Annotated in this window: 14 protein-coding genes; 8 read left to right on the top strand and 6 right to left on the bottom strand. The window is 74.2% G+C overall.

All coding sequences use genetic code 11. The features are described 5' to 3' along the window. Positions 1-71 precede the first annotated feature (71 nt). Entirely contained in the window at positions 72-923 is an 852-nt protein-coding gene (locus HS048_RS13785) for a Gfo/Idh/MocA family protein (RefSeq protein ID WP_196467154.1), read from the bottom strand. Between the two features lie 93 nt (positions 924-1,016). Here HS048_RS13785 and HS048_RS13780 point away from each other — a divergent pair, with 93 nt between their 5' ends. Then, positions 1,017-1,598, top strand: coding sequence for a histidine phosphatase family protein (locus HS048_RS13780; protein WP_068896751.1), 582 nt, complete (start codon positions 1,017-1,019; stop codon positions 1,596-1,598). 132 nt (positions 1,599-1,730) lie between these two features. Continuing rightward, positions 1,731-2,162, top strand: coding sequence for a hypothetical protein (locus HS048_RS13775; RefSeq protein WP_068896752.1), 432 nt, complete (start codon positions 1,731-1,733; stop codon positions 2,160-2,162). A 52-nt stretch (positions 2,163-2,214) separates the two neighbouring features. Here HS048_RS13775 and HS048_RS13770 read toward each other — a convergent pair whose 3' ends face one another. The 3 genes from HS048_RS13770 to HS048_RS13760 form a co-directional block, all read right to left on the bottom strand. Further along, on the bottom strand, positions 2,215-2,472 hold the full coding sequence (locus tag HS048_RS13770; RefSeq protein ID WP_230880827.1) for a hypothetical protein: 258 nt from the start codon (positions 2,470-2,472) through the stop codon (positions 2,215-2,217). A 122-nt stretch (positions 2,473-2,594) separates the two neighbouring features. Then, positions 2,595-2,831, bottom strand: coding sequence for a DUF397 domain-containing protein (locus HS048_RS13765; RefSeq protein ID WP_068896754.1), 237 nt, complete (start codon positions 2,829-2,831; stop codon positions 2,595-2,597). Continuing rightward, complete coding sequence (locus HS048_RS13760) at positions 2,832-3,653, bottom strand: helix-turn-helix transcriptional regulator (RefSeq protein WP_068897059.1); 822 nt, start codon at positions 3,651-3,653, stop codon at positions 2,832-2,834. 222 nt (positions 3,654-3,875) lie between these two features. Between HS048_RS13760 and HS048_RS13755 the strand changes: the two genes are divergently transcribed. Then, positions 3,876-4,430, top strand: coding sequence for an ATP-binding protein (locus HS048_RS13755; RefSeq protein ID WP_084008236.1), 555 nt, complete (start codon positions 3,876-3,878; stop codon positions 4,428-4,430). 374 nt (positions 4,431-4,804) lie between these two features. Next, the gene (locus tag HS048_RS13750; protein WP_068896755.1) at positions 4,805-7,204 is read left to right on the top strand and encodes a helicase-associated domain-containing protein; all 2,400 of its coding nucleotides are present in this window, start codon (positions 4,805-4,807) and stop codon (positions 7,202-7,204) included. 93 nt (positions 7,205-7,297) lie between these two features. Here HS048_RS13750 and HS048_RS13745 read toward each other — a convergent pair whose 3' ends face one another. Continuing rightward, positions 7,298-8,326 (bottom strand): ABC transporter substrate-binding protein, encoded by a 1,029-nt coding sequence (locus HS048_RS13745; RefSeq protein ID WP_196467153.1) that lies wholly within the window; start codon positions 8,324-8,326, stop codon positions 7,298-7,300. An 84-nt stretch (positions 8,327-8,410) separates the two neighbouring features. On the opposite strand from HS048_RS13745, the gene HS048_RS13740 reads away from it, so the two are divergent. Genes HS048_RS13740 through HS048_RS13730 form a run of 3 tightly spaced genes read left to right on the top strand, consistent with a single transcriptional unit; the run spans position 8,411 to position 11,309 of the window. Further along, positions 8,411-9,466, top strand: coding sequence for an iron chelate uptake ABC transporter family permease subunit (locus HS048_RS13740; RefSeq protein ID WP_307832462.1), 1,056 nt, complete (start codon positions 8,411-8,413; stop codon positions 9,464-9,466). A gap of 35 nt (positions 9,467-9,501) precedes the next feature. Further along, the gene (locus HS048_RS13735; RefSeq protein WP_068896757.1) at positions 9,502-10,512 is read left to right on the top strand and encodes an iron chelate uptake ABC transporter family permease subunit; all 1,011 of its coding nucleotides are present in this window, start codon (positions 9,502-9,504) and stop codon (positions 10,510-10,512) included. Then, entirely contained in the window at positions 10,509-11,309 is an 801-nt protein-coding gene (locus HS048_RS13730; protein ID WP_068896758.1) for an ABC transporter ATP-binding protein, read from the top strand. Before HS048_RS13735 ends, HS048_RS13730 begins: the two co-directional genes overlap by 4 nt. 66 nt (positions 11,310-11,375) lie before the next feature. Here HS048_RS13730 and HS048_RS13725 read toward each other — a convergent pair whose 3' ends face one another. Then, positions 11,376-13,895 (bottom strand): penicillin acylase family protein, encoded by a 2,520-nt coding sequence (locus HS048_RS13725; protein ID WP_068896759.1) that lies wholly within the window; start codon positions 13,893-13,895, stop codon positions 11,376-11,378. A gap of 172 nt (positions 13,896-14,067) precedes the next feature. On the opposite strand from HS048_RS13725, the gene HS048_RS13720 reads away from it, so the two are divergent. After that, positions 14,068-15,480 (top strand): pentapeptide repeat-containing protein, encoded by a 1,413-nt coding sequence (locus HS048_RS13720; RefSeq protein ID WP_196467151.1) that lies wholly within the window; start codon positions 14,068-14,070, stop codon positions 15,478-15,480. Positions 15,481-15,548 lie beyond the last annotated feature (68 nt).

The following is a 15,548-nucleotide window of genomic DNA, read 5'->3' as shown; positions in this document are numbered from 1 at the left end:
AGCGCGGTGACGGCCGGGCGAACCGGCCGGGGCCCGCGGCGGCGGGGCGCACCGGGCGGCGCCCGGCGGGCTCAGCCGAGCTGGGCCTCGGCCTCGGCGATGATCTCCTGGAGGCGCAGGCCGTGCGCGGCGTCGAGGGGGTGCCCGCCGCAGCGCACGGTCTCGGCGAACTCGGCGACCATCGTGGGGAAGGCGTCGGCACCGAGCGCGTCGCCGTCGAGGGACTCGCTGCCGAGCCTGCCGTACACCTCCACCCGGGAGGGCGGGGTCGGTCCCGGCACGCTCATGCAGAGCGAGGCCTCGCTGACCGCGCCGGTCTCGTGCTCCAGCAGCAGGCCGACCCAGCCCGTCGGATTGCCGTGCGCGCGCACCCCGGTGACCGTGCCGAGGGCGGCGTCCAGCATGTCGATCATGTGCGGGCCGACGTCGAGGACCGCACCGCGCTCCAGCCGCCAGGGGGTGGCGAAGTGCCCGCCGAGCAGGGCTCCGGAGACGTTGGCGGCGTACCCGCCGAACGGCTCGACGGCCGACACCCGGGCCAGGAACGCGCGGGTGGCCGCCGAGTAGCGCCAGGTCAGGCACATCTGCGAGGCCACCCCCGCCTCGCCGACCGCGTCGGCCAGCCGCCGCGCCCCGTCCAGGTCGGCCGCGAGCGGCTTCTCCAGCAGCAGCGCCTTGCCCGCCTTCGCGGCGAGCACCCCGAGCTCGGCCTGCACGGCCGGCGGCACCGAGAAGACCACCGCCTCGCAGACGTCGAACAGCTCCTCGATCCGGTCGAAGACCGGGGCGCCGAACCGGGCGGCCGCCTCGGGCCTGCGCGCCCACACCCCCGCCAGCTTCGTGTGCGGCCCGGCCGCCAGCGTCGGCGCGTGCACCATCTCCGCCCATGGCCCCGCACCGACCAGACCCACAGATATCGTCACGAATCCAGCTTGCCACGGATCTCCGGAATCCACGGGGCACCGGCGGGGGCGCCGACGGGCGGGCGCGGGCCGTACCGGCATGATGGTTCCACCATGGACGAGATGATTCTGCTGCGGCACGGCGAGACCGAGTGGAGCCGGGACAGGCGGCACACCGGGCGCACCGACATGCCCCTCACCGCCAGGGGCGAGGACCAGGCGCGGGCGCTCGCCCCGCTGGTCGCCGGCGGGGGTTTCGGCCTGGTGCTGGTCAGCCCCGCCCTGCGGGCGCGGCGGACGGCCGAGCTCGCCGGGCTGGAGCGCTACGAGACCGACCCGGACATGTGGGAGTGGGACTACGGCGGCTACGAGGGCATCACCACCGCGTCGATCCGTGAGACCCGTCCCGACTGGTACCTGTGGCATGACGGCGTGATCCCCGGCGACGACGCGCACCCGGGTGAGAGCATCGCCCAGGTCGGCGCCCGCGCCGACCGGGTCATCGCCCGCGCCCGCCGCGCGGAGGGCGCGGTGGCGCTGGTCGCCCACGGCCACTACCTGCGGATCCTGGCCGCCCGCTGGCTCGGCCGGCCGCCCGAGGACGGCCGCTTCCTGCGCCTGGACACCGGCACCTACTCCCGCCTCGGTTTCGAGCACGGCAGGCCGGTGCTCCTCACCTGGAACGCCCCGGTCTGACGCCCCGGCCGGACCGGGACGGCGTCCCGGCGGCGCCACTGATCTAACAAAGCACTACCGGCCCGGCCGTCGGGGGGCGGGGAGACGGGGGTAGGGATCGGGATTCAGGCCCGACCACCGCTGGGAGGACTCATGAGGTTCCTGGCTCGCGCACACCAGCTCCCCGCCCGGTTCGCCGCCGGGGCGATCATCCTCAACTCGGGGCTCGGCAAGCAGGACGCCGACAAGCAGACCGCCGCCGGACTCCACGGGATGGCGGCGGGGACCTACCCGTTCCTCGAGGACATGGACCCCGAGGAGTTCACCCGGCTGCTCTCCAGGGCCGAGATCGCCCTGGGCGCGGCGCTGCTGATCCCGGTGGTGCCGTCGATGCTGGCCGGGGCCGCGCTCACGGCCTTCGCCGGAGGGCTGCTCGGCCTCTATCTGAAGACGCCCGGCCTGCGGCAGGAGGGCAGCCTGCGCCCGACCCCGGAGGGCAACGCCATCGCCAAGGACGTCTGGCTGCTCGGGATCGGCGCCGGTCTGGTGATCGAGGAGCTCGTCTCCTGCCCCGGGCGGCCCTGACCCCGCCGTGCAGACGCGCGGTACGCGCACCGTCCGCCGTACGGCGCGCCGCTCAGGCCGCCGCGGCGGCGGGCAGCGGTCCCCGGCCGGTCAGCCACTCCACGACCTGCCGGTGGCCGTGGCAGGCGTCCTCGAAGCGGCCCCAGTGCCAGTAGCGCGGCTGGTCGCGCACCCCGGTGACCCAGGTGCGGTAGGCCACCGGAGTGCGCTCGCCGTCCCGCCCGGCCGCCGGGGCGACGCCGTAGGTGCGGATCACGACGCGGCCGCCCGGCGCGAGCAGCACGTCGTCGGCCACGGGATACAGGGTCATCTGGTCGATCATCTCGAGCCCCCAGGTTCGGTGTGGCTCGAACTCTGCCCAAGCGGCCGGCTCCGCCTGTTACGCCACCGGCGCGCGCAGGTTAACCTGCGCGCGCGGAGGTAAAAACGGCGTTACACCACCAGGCCGTCGAACTCCCCGTCCTTGACCCCGAGCACCAGCGCGCGGATCTCGTCACGGGTGTAGATCAGGGCGGGACCGTCGGGGAACCGGGAGTTACGGACCGCGACGCTGCCGTCCGGCAGTTCGGCGAGCTCGACGCAGTTGCCCTGCGAGTTGCTGTAGCGGCTCTTGCGCCAGCGGGCCCCGGCCAGGTCCGTGGCCGGCATGCCGTTGTAGGTCTGCTCCATTTACATCTCTCTGAGAAGGTCGCCGAGGATCTCGGCGGTGCCCCCGGGCGTGGTGCTCTCCACGCACAGCTGCTCCATGGCCGTGAGGTAGGGGTCGATGTCCTCACGTTTGTCCAGGTAGAGGGCACCCCAGAGCTGCTCGACATAGACGACGTCCGACAGGTCGGACTGGGGGAATCGCAGGATGCTGAACGCGCCGCCCTCGGCCGCGTGCATGCCGAACCGGAAGGGCATCACCTGGATGGTGATGTTGGGGAGGGTGGCCACCTCCAGCAGGTGCCGGAGTTGCTCGCACATGACCTCCCGGCCTCCGATCGGCCGTTTCAGCGCCGCCTCGTCGATGACGGCCCACAGGCGGGGTCCGTCCTTCTTCGTCAGGCGCTCCTGCCGCTGCATGCGCATGTGCACGCGGCGCTCGATCTCGGCGTCCGGCACGTCCGGGTGGCCCAGCCGGATCACGGTGCGCGCGTAGGCCGACGTCTGCAGGAGACCGGGCACGAACTGCACCTCGTAGGTGCGGATCACGTTCGCCGCCTCCTCCAGTCCCACGTAGGTGGCGAACCAGTTCGGCAGCAGGTCGCCGTACTTGTGCCACCACCCGGGGGTGTTCGCCTCGCGGACCATCTCCAGCAGGCTGCGCCGCTCCGCGTCGTCGAGCACGCCGTACAGGGTGAGCAGGTCCTCCACGTCGCGCGTCTTGAAGCCGACGCGTCCCAGTTCCATGCGGCTGATCTTGGACTCGGAGGCGCGGATGTGGAATCCGGCCACCTCCCGGGTGAGCCCCTTCTCCTCCCGCAGCCGGCGCAGGCTCGCGCCGAGCATGATGCGCCGAACAGTGGAACCGGTACCCGGCGGATCGATGGACACGTGGTGCTCCTTGCTCGCTTCCTGATCGACAGTGTGTCACTTCGCGGCCCGGGAATCCCCGACCGCGGACAAGATCCCCTTTCCTTCCGGATTACCGAAACAGGGGTAACCGTAGCGGTTGCAACCACCTCGTGCACGTGCATTCGCTCTTGCACATGCACGGGAGTTCAGGCCATCATGATCTGCGTGCAGTCCGCCCACATCGCGCCCCCGCGCCCCGCCTGGACGGCGCTCGACTGGTGGCCCCCCGTCGGCTGGTGGCCCGATCCGGCGCGTGACCTCCTGACCGCGCCCTCCCCGTCTCCGGCGCCGTCCGGCCTCCCGGCGGCCGGTTCGGCGGCCAGCGCCACCTTCGTGCTCCCTCCGCACGCCGAGTCGGTGCACTCGGCGCGCAGCTTCGCGACCGGGACGCTCTCCGGCTGGCGGCTCGACGACCTCGGCGAGAACATGGGGATCGTCGTCTCGGAGCTCGCCACCAACGCCATCAGGCACGGTCTCCGGCTGGCCGCGGACCGCACCAGGGAACCGGTCCGGTTGTCGCTGATCCGCAGGGACCGCATGGTCGTGTGCGCGCTCAACGACCCGGGCGCCGGATCCCCCACCCTCCGCGACCCCTCTCCGCTCGAGGTCGGCGGACTGGGGCTGCACATCGTGGAGTCGCTGAGCGTCCGCTGGGGCTGGGCACCGCTCGCTCCGTACGGCAAAATCGTCTGGGCGGTCCTGCGGGCCTGACGGCCCCGGACCCGGCGCTCCGGCCGCCCTCCGTACCGACCCCGCCCCCTCGCCCCCCCCGAAGCACCGCGTCCTCCGGGACGCCCCGAAGCCCTCCCCGGAAAAGGCGCCGCCTCTTCCCCTCACCTGGCGCCCGGCGGTCCCGGGCCCGGCGCTTCCCCCGCGGCCGGACCCGGGACCGGCCACTCCCCCGCCGCGCGCCGCACCGCGCTCGTTCGGCCAAGCTTGTCGTGTTCTGCGTGGTGCAGCCCCTATGGGAATGCCCTCTGCATTACCGTTGGTGACTCCTGCACTCCCTGAAGGGAGCGGCTTCCCGCTCTCCCCGACGGCTCCCGGAGAGTCCCCCACGCACGATTCCATAAGAGAGCTGCGAGATGGACGATCACCTGCTCGGCTGGTTGAAGACCCTCGACGAGGAGCGGCTCGCCCGGATCCTGGCCAACCGGCCGGACGCCATCGCTCCCCCGTGGCCGCGCCGCCTGGGCACGCTGGCCCAGCGGCTGGGCAACGGCTTCGCCGTGATGGAGGCGCTGCGCGCGCTGCCGCTGCCCGCGCTGGAGGTCGTGGAGGCCGCGCTGGCCCTCGGCGACCAGGTCGGCTCCGCGGAGCTGGCCCGCTTCCTGCGGGTGCCCGAGGAGGCACCGGCCCCCTGGCTCGCCCTGCTGTCCGACCACGCCCTGGCCTGGCAGGACGACGAGGGCCGCATCCGGATCGCCGGCGCGCTCGCCCGCTGGTGGACCTCCCCCTGCGGGCTCGGTGAACCGCTCGCCCGCTACCTCGACTCCTGGACGGTCAGCGCGGACGCCCTGCGTTCGCTCGCGCGCTCGCTCGGCCTGCCCGCCGGCTCCAAGCGGCGCACGGCCGCCGCGATCGCCGAGGTGCTGTCCGACGCCGGCCGGGTCACCGCCCTCCTGGCCCGCGCCCCGGAGGGCACCGCCCGGTTGCTGGAGGGCTTCGCCTGGGACGGTCCGGTCAGCGACGTGGACGGCGGCCGGTTCGTCGTGCCCGGCTCCCCGGAGAAGTGGGCCGCCGACCACGGCCTGCTCTTCCGGCCCAGCTGGAACGTGGCCGAGATGCCCCGGGAGGTGGCGCTCGCGCTGCGCGGTCCCGACTACCGGCCGCCCTTCACGCCCGATCCCCCCGACCTCGCCACGCTGCCGGTCGACCCGGAGACCGTCGACCACCTGATGACCCTGGCCGCCCCGCACGTGGTCGAGCGCTGCGCCGCCATGCTGGAGAACACCGCCAAGACGCCGCTGCCGCTGCTCAAGGCCGGCGGGGTCGGCGTGCGGGAGGTCCGCCGGGTCGCCAGGGAGACCGGCTGCGACGAGGACGAGACCCGGCTGCTGCTGGAGGTGTGCGCGGTGGCCCGCCTGCTGGCCTGGGACGAGCCGGCCGGCGGGCTGGTGCCCACCGACCGGTTCGACCGCTGGCGCCTGGACGACGCGCCGGCCCGGCTCCGGGTGCTGCTGGCGGCGTGGTGGCGGATGGAGCGCTCGTCGCTGCGCCGGACGCGCGGCAAGTACGGCACGGTGCTCGGCGACGACCCCGCCGGGGCCGCGGTGGCCCGGATCCGCCGGGCGGTGCTCGGCGTGCTGGCCCGCCTCCCGGCGAGTACGGCCTGCACCGACACCGGCGGCCTGGTCCGCCTCGTCCACTGGCACGCCCCGCTCCTGGACCCGGCTCTGCTGGCCGAGTGCACCCCGGGGGTGCTGGAGGAGGCCCGGCTGCTCGGGCTCGTCGTGCACGGCGCCGTCACCGATCTGGGCCGCGCGCTGGCCGCCCTGGACGCCGGCGCAGGGGACGAGGGCGACGACTCCTGCCCGGCCGTCGAGCACGATCCGGGGCTGGTGGAGTGCTCCACCCGCGCCATGGCCAGCGTCCGGCGCAGCGCCCTGTTCGGCGCGGACCTGACGGCGGTGGTGACCGGCCCGCCCTCGACGGAGCTGGCGGCGCTGCTGGACCGCGCCGCCGAGCGCGAGTCGCGCGGCACGGCCTCGGTCTGGCGGTTCACCCCGGCGAGCGTGCGCGGCGCGCTCGACGCCGGCCACACCGCCGACGGGCTGCTGGCCGACCTCGCCGAGGCGGGGACGGTCCCGCAGCCCCTGGAGTACCTCGTGCGCGACGTGGCCAGGCGGCACGGGGAGGTCACCGTGACCGCGGTCGCCTGCATCGTGCAGGCCTCCGACCCGGTGCTGCTGGCCGAGATCGCCGCCCACCGGCGGCTGTCCCGGCTGGGTCTGCGCCTGCTCGCGCCCACCGTGCTGGCCAGCTCGGTGCCGGCCGAGCGGACCCTGGCCGCGCTGCGCGAGAACGGCTACGCCCCGGTGCCGGTCGACGACACCGGGGAGATCACCGTGCGCCGGACCCGGATCGAGGAGCCGCAGGACGGCGGCCGGCTGATCCTGCTGCCCGGCGGGCAGGTGGCCGAGCTGGACCAGCCGGTCCATCCGCTGGCGGAGCCCGCGCCCGACCCCCGCGAGCACGCCCGGCGGCTGCTCGCCACCGGCTGCGAGGGCGGGCAGGCGCCGGGTCGCACCTGGGCGGTCATCGGCCGCATGGCCTCCCGGCTGCCGACCGCCCAGCAGTCCCTGCTCGGCTTCGTGGTGGACCGGGGCGTACGGGCGGCGATCACGCTGGCCGACGGCCTGACCGCCACCATCAGCCACGGTGAGCTGCGCAGCGGCGTGCTCGACGCGTGGTGCGAGGAGGCCGGGGACTACCTGGAGTTCCCGCTGTCGGACATCGTCGAGGTCCGGGGCGCCTACGCGTAACGGAGCCCCGGGATCCGCGCGGATCCCGGGGCTCCGCCGGTCGGGACCTCCGCGCCCGACCGGCTCACCGGGGCCGCTCCGCCCCGGCCGGTGTCACAGCTTCTTCGCCTTGGCGAGGTTCGCGGCGAGCTCCTCCAGCACAGACGCATAGCCCTGGTAGCTGTAGCGCTCCTCGGCGTGCCAGGGGTAGACCTGGCCGGCCTTGACCGCGGGGAGCTTCGCGAAGGTCGGCTTCTTCATCATCTCCTCGACCTTCATCGACTGGGTGCGGGCGTCGACGAGGATCACGTCCGCCTCGTAGGTGTCGGCGTTCTCCCAGCTCAGCGTCTGCCAGAAGCCCGTTTCGTCGACCTTCTCCGGCACGACGACGTCCAGGCCCAGCTCCTTGAAGTGGCCCACGTCCACGTGGTCCTTCGGGTCGGCGACCCACAGCGAGTCGGGGCCGCCCGCCATGACCATGATCTTCAGCTTCTTCGCCTCGGGCGTGGGCAGCGCCTTGCCCGCCGCCTCGAACTTCGCCTTGGCCGCCGTCACGTCGGGGGCGTTCAGGTCGGCGCCGAGCGCGGCGGCGATCTCGCCGTACCGGCCGATCACCTCGGGCAGGGTCTTGCCGACCAGCCGCACGCCGAGCGTGGGGGCGACCTGCTCGATGGTGGCGGCGGACTTCTCCGGGACGTACCAGAGCGTGTCCTTGTCGGCGGTGTACATGCCGCTGACGAGCAGTTCGGGCTGGAGCGAGATGTACTTCTCGACGTTGAACTCGTCCCAGACGTTGCCGAGCGACTCGACCTTGGTGATGTCGACCGGGCCCACCTGGGGGTCCTTGCTGCCGTCCTTCAGCCGGTGCGGGCCGAAGACCGCGATGGGCCGGACGCCGAAGTCCCAGAGCGCGGCGGCGGCGCCCACCTGGGCGACGACCCTGGTCGGGCGCTTGGGCAGGTCGATCTTCTTGCCGCGGTCGTCGGTGAAGGTCCACGGACCGGCCTCCGCCGCGGCGGAGGACGCGGCGCCCGCGGCGGGAGAGGTGGTCTCCGGCTGGCCTCCGCAGGCGGCGAGAGCGAACAGGGCTGCACCGAGGCCGACGGCCAGGACGCCTCGCCGGGACAGGACAGGCAGGGACATTTTTCCCTCTCCAAAGGATAGGCTCACCTTATTACTTCGGGTTTAGATTAGCCTTGCCTAAGCGAGGATGTGAAAGGGGGCCGGGTGAGCACGGCCGATGCGGTCACGGTCGCCTCGGGCGACGCACGGGCCGGGCAGGCGCGGCGTGCCGCCCTGCTGGCCGCGGGGCTGCTGGCCGGGGTCGGAGCGCTGGTGCTGCTGGCGGCGGTCAGCATCGCGGTGGGGTCCCGCTCCGTCCCGCTCTCCACGGTCGTCGACGCGCTGACCGCCCCGGACGGCTCGGCCGACCACACCGTGATCCGGGAGCTGCGCGTGCCGCGCACCTTCCTCGGCCTCGGCGTCGGCGCGGCCCTCGGCCTGGCCGGGGCGCTCATGCAGAGCCTGACCCGCAACCCGCTGGCCGATCCCGGCCTGCTGGGCGTCAACAGCGGCGCCGCGCTCGGCGTCGCCGCCGCCCTCGGCCTGCTGGGGATCTCCGACCCCGCCCTCTACGTCTGGTTCGCCTTCGCCGGGGCGGCCGCGGCCGCCGTGCTGGTCTACGCGCTGGGCTCGGCGGGCCGCGCCGGCTCCACCCCGGTACGGCTGGCGCTGGCCGGCGTGGCCCTGGGCATGGTCTTCGGCGCCGCGTCCTCGGCGATCCTGCGGATCGACAGCGCCACCTTCGACCGGATGCGGTTCTGGCTGACCGGTTCCCTGGCCGGGCCGACCCCCGACGTCGCCGTGCGGCTCGCGCCGTTCCTGGCCGCCGGGCTGGTCCTGGGCCTGGCCCTGGCCGGACCGCTCAACGCCCTGGCGCTCGGCGACGAGGCGGGGCGCGCCCTGGGCGTGGGCGTCGGCCGCACCCGCGCGCTGACCGCCGTCGCCGTCACCCTGCTCTGCGGGTCGGCGACCGCCGCGGCCGGGCCGATCTGGTTCGTCGGGCTGGTCGTGCCGCACGGCGTGCGCCTGCTCACCGGCTCCGACCAGCGCTGGCTGCTGCCGTACACCGTCGTGTTCACCCCGGTGCTCCTGCTCGGCGCCGACGTCCTCGGCCGGGTCGTCGCCTCCCCCGCCGAGATCCAGGTCGGCCTCATGTGGGCCGTCGTCGGGGTGCCGGTGTTCATCCTCCTCGCCCGGCGCCGGAGGCTCGCCGCCCTATGACGACCGTCTCGCCCCATCTCGGAGTCCGTCGCGCCATGACCGTCCTGCGCCTGGCCTCCTGGTCGCTGCGCCTGTCCCCGCGCGGCCTCGCCGTCTGCCTCCTGCTCGTCGCCGCGGGCGTCGCCGTCAGCCTGGTCGCCCTGTCGACCGGCGAGTTCACCGTGCCCATCCCCGACATCGTGGGCTCGCTCTTCGGCCGGGGCACCCCGGCCGCCGAGCTCATCGTCTGGAAGCTGCGCGCGCCCCGGGTCGTGACCGGCCTGCTGGTCGGCGCGGCCTTCGGGCTGAGCGGGGCGATCTTCCAGAGCATCACCCGCAACCCGCTGGGCAGCCCCGACTTCATCGGGTTCACCGCGGGCGCGGCGACCGGCGGCATCGTCGCGGTCGTCCTGGGCGGCTCCGCCTGGCAGATCGCGGGCGGCTCGCTGCTCGGCTGCGTGGCGTGCGCGCTGCTGGTCTACGCGCTCTCCTTCCGCAACGGCGTGCAGGCCCACCGGCTGATCCTCGTCGGCATCGGGGTCAGCGCGCTGCTCACCTCCGCCGACTGGTACCTGCTGACCCGGGCCAACATCAACGACGCCGCCACCGCGGGGGCCTGGCTCACCGGCAGCCTGGGCGGGCGCGGCTGGGAGCACGCGCTCCCCGTCGCCTGCGCCCTGGCGCTGCTGCTCCCGGTCTGCGCCCTGGTCTCCCGCCCGCTGCGGATGATGGAGATGGGCGACGACTCGGCCAAGGCCGTCGGCATCCGCGTCGAGCCGGTGCGCGCGGCCGCGGTCACCGTGGGCGTGCTGCTGTGCGGGGTCGCCACCGCCGCCACCGGCCCGGTGGTCTTCGTCGCGATGGCGGCCCCGCAGCTCGCGCGGCGGCTCACCCGCTCCCCCGGCGTCACCATGCTCGCCTCCGCGCTGATGGGCGCGGTCCTGCTGGTGACGGCCGACCTGGCCGCGCAGCGCCTGCTGGCCCCGGTCCAGCTGCCCGTGGGGATCATGACCGCCGCGATCGGCGGCACGTACCTGGTGTACATGCTCCGGAAGGAACGACGTTGAGACTGCAGGGCACCGGACTGACGCTCTCCTACGACGACCGCGTGGTCGCCTCCGGCCTGGACGTGGCGATCCCGGACGGCTCCTTCACCGTGATCATCGGGCCGAACGCGTGCGGCAAGTCCACGACGCTGCGGGCGCTGGCCCGCATGCTCAAGCCCCGGGCCGGGACGGTCTGCCTCGACGGCTCCCTGATCACCTCGCTGCCGTCCAAGGAGGTCGCCCGCCGGCTCGGCCTGCTGCCGCAGAGCTCGATCGTGCCCGACGGCATCACCGTCGCCGACCTGGTCGGCCGGGGCCGCTACCCGCACCAGCGGCTGATGCGGCAGTGGTCGAAGCAGGACGAGGCCGCGGTCGGCTCGGCCATGGAGGCGACCGGCGTGGCCGACCTGGCCGACCGGTGCGTGGACGAGCTCTCCGGCGGCCAGCGCCAGCGCGTCTGGCTGGCCATGGCGCTGGCCCAGGAGACGTCGATCCTGCTGCTCGACGAGCCGACGACCTTCCTCGACATCGCCCACCAGATCGAGGTCCTCGATCTCTGCGCCGACCTGCACGAGCAGGGCCGCACCCTGGTCGCGGTGCTGCACGACCTGAACCAGGCCTGCCGCTACGCCACCCACCTGATCGTGATGCGCGAGGGCCGGATCGTGGCCGAGGGCGACCCCGCCGAGATCGTCACCGCCGAGCTGGTCCGCGACGTCTACGACCTGCGCTGCGAGATCATCACCGACCCGCAGAGCGGCACCCCGCTGATAGTCCCGGAGGTCCGCCGCCGCGCCCGCACCGGCGCCACGGCCTGAGCCCGGGCCGCCGGAGGCCGGGCCGCGGGACCCCGGGAGGGGCTGCGGGGCCCGGCCGGGCGCCGGTCACGGGGTGAGCGTGAGGGTGTTCTCGGCGGCCTGCCGTACGGCGGGCTCGGTGAAGCGCATCGGGGTGAACCTCCCGTCGGCCCAGAGCTCGGCCTGGTCGTCGTAGTTGGTGTGGAAGGCGTGGCCGGACGCGCCGGTCAGGTTGATCCACTCCGAGCGGTCCAGGTCGGCCAGGTCGACGACCATGCGCATCGACGGCACCCAGTCGACCTGGTATCCGGCGGTGGCGTCCCAGCCGGTGGCGTTCACGGTGTCCTTGCCGCCGGCCGTGCGGAGCGGTCCCCGGTTGAACAGCCACTCGACCGGCGCGATGCCGCTGGTGCCGAAGGTCTCGTGGGTCAGGTCCAGGGTGTGCAGGTCGCCCCAGGCCCACTCCGCCGGATCCCCGCCCAGCCGCTCGCGCAGCTCGGCGTCGGCGTCGGCCATCGCGGCCTTGAGCATGTCGTCGCGGCGCTCGGCCGTGCCCTTGGTGCGCACGTCGTCCCAGAAGGGGTCCTCGGGCCTGTCCAGGAGGGCGCGGACCACCTCGTACCACCGGTCGCCGCCGCCGGGGCGGGTGGGGCCGGTCAGCTCGTCCTCGAAGACCCGGGCGAGCAGGTGCTTCCAGACGGCGTTGAAGTAGGCGGCCCCGGCCGAGTCGCGGCCCTGGCCGAAGTCCCAGCCCTCGAGCGTGTCGTTGGGGGCGCCGAGGCGGAGCAGGTGCGGGACGAGGACCGGTGCGAGGTTGTTGCGGTCGTCCATCAGCAGGGCGCGCATCGTCTCGGAGGTGACCTCGCCCTTGGCCGTCTCCTCCTCGATCCGCTCCACGATCCGCTGCGAGCGGTAGCCGTGCGACCAGTCGGAGGTCAGGAACAGCTCCTCGCTCGGGCGCACGACCGCGTTGTTGGCGGTGACGATGTAGCCCTCGGGCGGGTTGTAGACGGACGGCAGCTTCTCGAACGGGATGAAACCGGTCCACTCGTGCTCCCCGGTCCAGCCGGGCACGGGCATGGTGCCGTCGCCCTTCGAGCGGACCGGGATCTTTCCGGGGGCCTGGTAGCCGATGTTCCCGGCGGTGTCGGCGTAGATCAGGTTCTGCGCGGGGGCCTCGAAGGAGGCCGCGCCCTTGCGGAACTGCTCGAAGTCCTCGGCGCGGTTCATCAGCAGGATGGCGTCGGCGGTCCGGCCGGGGTCGAGCGCGGTCCAGCGCAGCGCCACCTCCAGGCCCTCGGCCTGCTCGCCCAGGCGGGCCGCGGCCCCGGGCACGGCCTCGCGGGCGTCGCCGAGCACGCCGGAGACGATCGGGCCGTGCCCGGTCGTGCGGACCTTCAGCTCGACCGGCTCACCCCCGGCCACCTGGATCCGCTCGGTGCGCACCCGCATCGGCTCCCAGGTCTCCCCGGCGAGGACGGTGTCGCCCCGGGTGCGCTCCAGGTACAGGTCGGTGACGTCGGGACCGAGGTTGGTGAAGCCCCAGGCGATCTTGTCGTTGTGGCCGATGACGACGCCGGGCAGGCCCGCGAAGGTGTATCCGGCCACGTCGTAGGGGCAGGCCGCGCTCTTGGTACGGCAGTGCAGCCCGGCCTGGTACCAGATCGACGGCATCCGGGGGCCGAGGTGCGGGTCGTTGGCGAGCAGCGGCTTGCCGGTGGCGGTGTGCGCCCCGCCCACCACCCAGGAGTTGGAGCCGATCCCGGCGGGGTCGCCGCCGGCGGTCCCGAAGAGGGAGGGCGCGGCGTCCACCAGCGCCGCGACCCGGTCCAGCGCCCCGGCGGCGGCCGCCTCGACCGGGCGGCCGCCCCTGGGCTCCCCGGCGGGCGCGTCGGTCACGATCGTCGCGTGCCGGTCGAAGGGATAGCCGGGGTGCAGCTGCGCGGCCCGCTCGGCGGGGAGCCGGGCGGCGACCAGCGCCCGGTCCAGCTCGGAGTCCATGTTGGAGCGCAGGTCCCAGGCCATGGCCTTGAGCCAGGCCAGGGAGTCGGCCGGGGTCCAGGGCTCGGGCTCGTAGCCGCCGTTGGTGAGCTTGAGCACGCCGTACTCCAGGCTCCTGGCGGCGAAGCCGTCGTGCCGGGCCATCCAGGCGTTCACCCCCGCCGCGTAGTCCGCCAGGGCCTGGCGGGTCTCCGGGAGCAGCAGGGGGAGCTCCGCCTCGGCGGTGCGCCGCCAGCCGAGGGTGCGGACCACCTTGTCGATCTCCAGGGTCGAGGCGCCGAACACCTCCGACAGGCGGCCCGCGGTGGTCTTGCGGCGGAAGTCCATCTCCCAGAAGCGGTCCTGGGCATGCACGTAGCCCTGCGCCTTCAGCAGGTCGGCGGCGGTGTCGGCGTAGATGTGCGGGATGCCGTACCCGTCGCGGTGCACGGTCACCGGGGCGGCCAGGCCGGGGAGCCGGAGCTCGCCGGACAGCTGCGGGAAGGACCTGCGGACCGTCCAGGTCGCCGCCCCGGCGAGGACGACCGCCAGGACGACGAGCACGGACAGGACCCGGGCCGCCCAGCGGAGCGGGCGGGACAGGCGGGCGAACGGAGCGATCCGCACGGAAAACGACCTTTCATCGCACAAGTGACGCGTCACCGATTGTGCGAGGCCCTCATGTGACTTCGGTTACCTGCAGGTAGCTTTTCGGACTCGGCCCGCGCCCGCCGGCCGCACCGCCCCCGTTCGCGTGGCGGCACTCGCCCGCAGGCGGGAAAAGGCGTATCACTCGATTATGAGAACTCTGGACGTGGGCTGGGTCACCTGTGCTTTCCCGGACTGCGCAGGAGTGGCGCAGCGGTCCCGCGGACGCTGCCTCGCCCACCTCGACCCCGGCGGACTCGACGAGGTCATCGGCGCTCTGCGCCCGGGTTCGGCGGTGGACCTGCGGGGCACGCTCGTCGAGGACGCGCTGCTGGAGCGGATCCTGGCGGCCACCGGCCGCAGGCCCGGCCGGGCCCGCTTCGACCGGGCCGTCTTCTCCGGTCCCGCCCTCTTCAACGGTGTCACCTTCCTCGGAGACGCCACCTTCGACCGCTCCGTCTTCCACCACCTGGCCTCGTTCCTCGGCGCGCGCTTCGACGGCAACGCCTCCTTCCGCGAGGCCCGGTTCGCCCGGGAGCTCTCCCTGCACCAGGCCGCTGTGGGCGGGCACGCCGCCTTCGACCGGATGACCGTCGGCAGCGACGCCCTGTTCAGCTCCGCCGCCTTCGACCGGACCGCGTCGTTCGAGAGCGCCGACCTGCAGGGGTTCACCACCTTCGACGACGCCCGCTTCGGCCGGGCCGCCGCCTTCCGCGGCTGCCGGTTCGGCCGGGCGGCCTCCTTCCGCAGGACGGGTTTCGCCGGGCGGGCCGGGTTCGAAGCGGCGCGGTTCGCCGCCGCGGCCTACCTGGCGCCGGCCGCGGCGCGGCGGCACCTCGCCCTCACCGGCGCCCAGGTGGGCGCCCGCCTCGTGCTGTCGGCCGAGAGCTGCCCGGTGGACCTGCGCCGGCTCTCGGTGACCGGTCCGCTGACCGTCCGCCTGAGGAACGCCCAGGCCGCCCTGGACGGGGCGTCACTGCGCGGCCCGGCCGCTCTCACCGGCCGGGGCTCGTCCAGGGTGACCTCCCTGTCCGGTGTCGACGCCGCGTCACTGCACCTGAGCGGGGTGGACCTCAGCACCTGCCGCCTGGCCGACGTGCGCCACCCGGAGGGACTGCGCCTGACCGGCTGCACGTTCGCCCGCACCCCGCATGGGGTGCGGTTCGCCTGGCAGTGGCCTCCGCTGCGCTGGTGGTCCCCGCGCCAGGCGCTGGCCGACGAGCACGTCTGGCGGGGCTGGGCGCAGGCCGGAGATGGACCGCCGCCGCCGACCCCGCACGGCCTGGCGGTGCTGTACTCCCGCCTGCGCACCGCCGTGGACGACCAGGAGACCGCGGCGGACTTCCACTTCGCCGCCCTGGAGATGCGCCGGATCACCAGCGGCCCCGCCCGGCGCTGGCTGCTCGGCCTGGCCTGGGCCTTCGGCGGATACGGCCTGCGCATGGGCCGCGCCCTGGTCTGGTCGGCCGTGGTCACGGCCCTGGTCGCAGCGGGCCTGCTGGCCAGCTCGGCCTCCCACGCCGCCCACCGCGCCCCGGTCCCCGCCATCCGTCCGTCCCGGTAGACCTACCCGGGCCTCACCCGGACCTCAGCCGGCCCCGAACCCGGATCTGGACCCGGACCTGGGGCCCG

The sequence above is a fragment of the Planomonospora sp. ID91781 genome (assembly GCF_015711595.1).
GTDB classification, from domain to species: domain Bacteria; phylum Actinomycetota; class Actinomycetes; order Streptosporangiales; family Streptosporangiaceae; genus Planomonospora; species Planomonospora parontospora.
The sequence above is the reverse complement of the archived record's forward strand: the minus strand, read 5'-3'. Positions and strand labels throughout refer to the sequence as shown.

What these genes read in the sequence shown, in the direction of transcription:
- HS048_RS13780 (WP_068896751.1), top strand. Translation starts at nt 1,017, where the DNA reads ATGGACGAGATGATTCTGCTGCGGCACGGCGAGACCGAGTGGAGCCGG.
- HS048_RS13775 (WP_068896752.1), top strand. Translation starts at nt 1,731, where the DNA reads ATGAGGTTCCTGGCTCGCGCACACCAGCTCCCCGCCCGGTTCGCCGCC.
- HS048_RS13770 (WP_230880827.1), bottom strand. Translation starts at nt 2,472, where the DNA reads ATGACCCTGTATCCCGTGGCCGACGACGTGCTGCTCGCGCCGGGCGGC.
- HS048_RS13765 (WP_068896754.1), bottom strand. Translation starts at nt 2,831, where the DNA reads ATGGAGCAGACCTACAACGGCATGCCGGCCACGGACCTGGCCGGGGCC.
- HS048_RS13760 (WP_068897059.1), bottom strand. Translation starts at nt 3,653, where the DNA reads ATGCTCGGCGCGAGCCTGCGCCGGCTGCGGGAGGAGAAGGGGCTCACC.
- HS048_RS13755 (WP_084008236.1), top strand. Translation starts at nt 3,876, where the DNA reads ATGATCTGCGTGCAGTCCGCCCACATCGCGCCCCCGCGCCCCGCCTGG.
- HS048_RS13750 (WP_068896755.1), top strand. Translation starts at nt 4,805, where the DNA reads ATGGACGATCACCTGCTCGGCTGGTTGAAGACCCTCGACGAGGAGCGG.
- HS048_RS13745 (WP_196467153.1), bottom strand. Translation starts at nt 8,326, where the DNA reads ATGTCCCTGCCTGTCCTGTCCCGGCGAGGCGTCCTGGCCGTCGGCCTC.
- HS048_RS13735 (WP_068896757.1), top strand. Translation starts at nt 9,502, where the DNA reads ATGACCGTCCTGCGCCTGGCCTCCTGGTCGCTGCGCCTGTCCCCGCGC.
- HS048_RS13720 (WP_196467151.1), top strand. Translation starts at nt 14,068, where the DNA reads ATGAGAACTCTGGACGTGGGCTGGGTCACCTGTGCTTTCCCGGACTGC.